The organism is Phycisphaerae bacterium (assembly GCA_012729815.1).
In the GTDB taxonomy this organism is placed as follows: domain Bacteria; phylum Planctomycetota; class Phycisphaerae; order JAAYCJ01; family JAAYCJ01; genus JAAYCJ01.
This window is the reverse complement of sequence record JAAYCJ010000161.1, coordinates 1-3,100: the sequence shown is the minus strand read 5'-3', so window position 1 is coordinate 3,100 and position 3,100 is coordinate 1. Positions and strand designations below refer to the sequence as shown.

At 63.7% G+C, this 3,100-nt stretch carries 4 protein-coding genes; all 4 read right to left on the bottom strand.

The window, feature by feature from the left end:
• Nucleotides 1-163, bottom strand: a 163-nt coding sequence (locus tag GXY33_10670) for a hypothetical protein (protein NLX05595.1), incomplete at its 3' end; no start/stop codon positions are given.
• Nucleotides 163-1,329, bottom strand: coding sequence for a hypothetical protein (locus GXY33_10665; GenBank protein ID NLX05594.1), 1,167 nt, complete (start codon nucleotides 1,327-1,329; stop codon nucleotides 163-165). The genes GXY33_10665 and GXY33_10670, both read right to left, overlap by 1 nt.
• A 271-nt stretch (nucleotides 1,330-1,600) precedes the next feature.
• Nucleotides 1,601-2,419, bottom strand: a complete 819-nt coding sequence (locus GXY33_10660) for a DUF1559 domain-containing protein (GenBank protein ID NLX05593.1) — start codon at nucleotides 2,417-2,419, stop codon at nucleotides 1,601-1,603.
• A 3-nt stretch (nucleotides 2,420-2,422) separates the two neighbouring features.
• Nucleotides 2,423-3,100 (bottom strand): hypothetical protein (locus GXY33_10655; GenBank protein ID NLX05592.1); only part of this gene is annotated, 678 nt, incomplete at its 5' end.

The following is a 3,100-nucleotide window of genomic DNA, read 5'->3' as shown; positions in this document are numbered from 1 at the left end:
TGGTTCCCCAAAGCCGAATGCGTTCGCCGTCATACGACAGGTGGCCGTCCTTGACGCAAATGTACTTCCCCTCGGCCAGCGGGGCCGGTGGGGCGGCCTGGCCGCGGGCATATCCCTGAGTCGCCGCGATCATCGCCAGGCAGCAGAGCAGCATCGTTCGCATCAGTCGGTCTCCTTGCGGTTCGAAAGTTCCACGTTCGTCAGCTTCACACCTTGACAGCGGCGGCAGACGATCGCGTCGTCGCCGGTGGTCGCGATCTGCACGTTGCTGAATCGCACGTTTCGCACGATCGTCTGTGAACTGCCCTGGACCAGGCACGGCCCGCCGCTGCGGATCGCCATATCCGAAAAGCTCAGGTCCGCCACCCGCGGCAGGGCCAGCCCCTCTTCGACCTCGATCCGGATCGGCGTCTGTTGGCAGTCCACCACGATGTTGGAAAACAGGATGTTCGAGATATCCGCGCCGGCCGGCCGCCCTTCGGGCAGATAGTGGTGCGGGTGGATCGAGACGATCCCGTTGTGCTCGCTACGGATCACCAGGTTGCTCAGCGCGCAGCGGCGGATCACCCCGTCGCCCGGACAGCCGATCCGCACGCCCTGGCAGCCGCTGTTCATCACGCAGTTGGTCACCGTCACGTTCTCACACACCGCCGGCTCGTCATACAGATGCTGCATCGCCCGCAGCACGACGCAGTCGTCCTCGGTGTCGAACCGGCAGTCGCTGATCGTCACGTCGCGGCACGCGTCCACGTCAATCCCGTCGACGTTGCGAAGCCGCCGGTCGCCGCGGATCGCCACGCGATGCACCTGCACCCCCTCGCACCGCATCAGCCAGACCGTCCAGCACGGCGAATCGATCATCCTCACGCCTTCGAGCCGGACGTCGCGGCACCGGTAGAACATCACGATCCGCGGCCGAGGAGTCTCCGGCTTCTCGAACTTGCCCGATGGTCCGGCCGCATCATAGAACGCGGCGCCCGATCCGTCGATCGTCCCGGAACCGGTAATCGCGATTTCTTCCGCGTCGATCGCGTAGATCAACCCGTGTGCCGACTTTTCCGGACCGAGCTCGCTGTGAAATCCCTCAGCCGTCAGCCGCACGTAGTCCTCCAACCGCGGACTGCCGATCAGCCGGCAACCGTTGGCCAGATGAAGCTCGACCCGGCTCCTAAGCTGCACCGAACCGGTCACCCACTCGCCCGGCCCGCACACCACGCGACCGCCGCCCGCCTCGCTGCATGCGTCGATCGCACGGCCAAACGCCTGCGTATTCACCGTCCTGCCGTCCGGACAACCGCCAAAATCCCGAATGTCGTAAACGTCACTCACCGCTCGTCTCCTTGTGCATCGCGATCGGGCGCACAGACCACGCCGCACGGCGTTCGCCGGACGGAACCCACCGCCCGACCGAAACAGCTCCCGTTTCGTCCTTTGTGACGTTCTACTCCCGAAAGCTCGCGATGCCCAGCCAAAACCGCCGGCGGCGGACCAACTGGCGCGGAGATAACACCAGATTTCCTCATGGTCGATTTGTTCAAGCCAGGTTCTCATCAGGCGGCGCGGACGCGGCCTCAAGACGAATCTGAACTGTTCGCCGGTCTTACCGCCACCAGGGGTAGTTGTCCGGGTGCCCGAAATGGTAGGCGAGAACGTAACGGGCATACGTATCGTAGCCTGGTGTGCTGTCAAGGTTCGGCACCCACTCCACGTGAAGATCGACGAACAGGAACGTGTCGCCGTTCTTGTGGTAGTGCGGCCAGGGATGAAACCCAACGCCATAGCCATCCAGAATATGGTTCGGATGGCAACCCCAGTTCTGGTCGTTGTCACTCAGGAGCGGCAACCGGTCCGGCCGACCGGGGCCACCACCCGGCTTGCCGCGTTCAATGTCCTGGAATTGGTAAGGGTATATCCCATAGCCTGTCGAGTACCATCCCGTGAGCCAGCGGTTCACGCCGTACGACGGCTGATGCAGATTTCCGGATCGCGATCCACCGCCCGTCCACCGCGGCGTCTTGGTATCCGCGGGACAGACCCAGATCGTGCCGGGTTTCGTGGAATAGTAGGCCCATCCGCTGCTGTCGCCGCCCAGATACGGCGTCAGCAGATAGATCCAGTTGTCGGTCTTGTACTGCGGATTGAAGGTGCCATCCGCCAAGCCGCCGGTGGTCGGAAAGTAATCCGAATTAGCGTCCGCGTATGCCCGAAACGCCACGCCGTACTGCCGCAACTGACTCGAGCAGATGGTCATCTTCGCCGTTTCCCGTACCGCCTGCATCGCCGGCAGCAGGATCGAGACCAGCACGGCGATGATCGCGACGACCACCAACAGCTCGATGAGGGTAAAGCCGCCCGTCCTGCCGCCGCGGCTGAATGCCTGGCTCGTTCGTCCGGTTTTCGTGCTGTGGTACCTAGTCATGATTCATGCCTTCCTGACCGTGGTGGTAAAACGAATGCGGTACTCCGCCGCCGCGCGGCTCTTGAGATAGACCATTTCGTGCAGCAGCTCCGCCGCCTTGCCGATCAGCTTGCCGTGGTCGGCGATCCACTCCTGCACGCCCAGCCGCAGAAACGCCTGGCTGCGGGGCGACGGCAGCGTGTTCGACATGCTGGCGATCTTCTGCAGCGGATACCGCTCCTGAAGTTCGCTGTTGGCGTAGATCCAGTCGAGAAACTCGTCGTGGACGCAGAACATCGCCTCGTAACGGTCGGCCTCCAGGATCTCGCCCAGCCGCTGCATCGGAACCTGCGACGACGGACACAGCTTCCGCTGGCACTGCTCGACCAGGCTGGTGGCGTCCATCTCGACGAAGTCGAACCGCTCCTGCGCTCCGATCTCAGCCGCCGCCGTCCGCATCGCGTCGAACAGCTCGCGGAACGAACTGATGTCCAGCGTTTCTTCCAGCACCAGCACCCGCCCGAACCCCTGCCGGGCCATGTGGAGAATGATATCGCGCCCGGCCCGCCGCCAGTCGAGAGTCACGCACGGGCAGTTGATCTGCTTGGGCCGCCGGTCGATGAACACCACCGGCGTCCGGGCCGAGACCTCGCGGAAGAACGGCTCGTTCTCTTCACCCGGACACGGCCAGATCATCAGCCC

Coding starts and splice junctions, on each gene's coding strand:
- GXY33_10660 (NLX05593.1), bottom strand. CDS start 2,419: ATGACTAGGTACCACAGCACGAAAACCGGACGAACGAGCCAGGCATTC.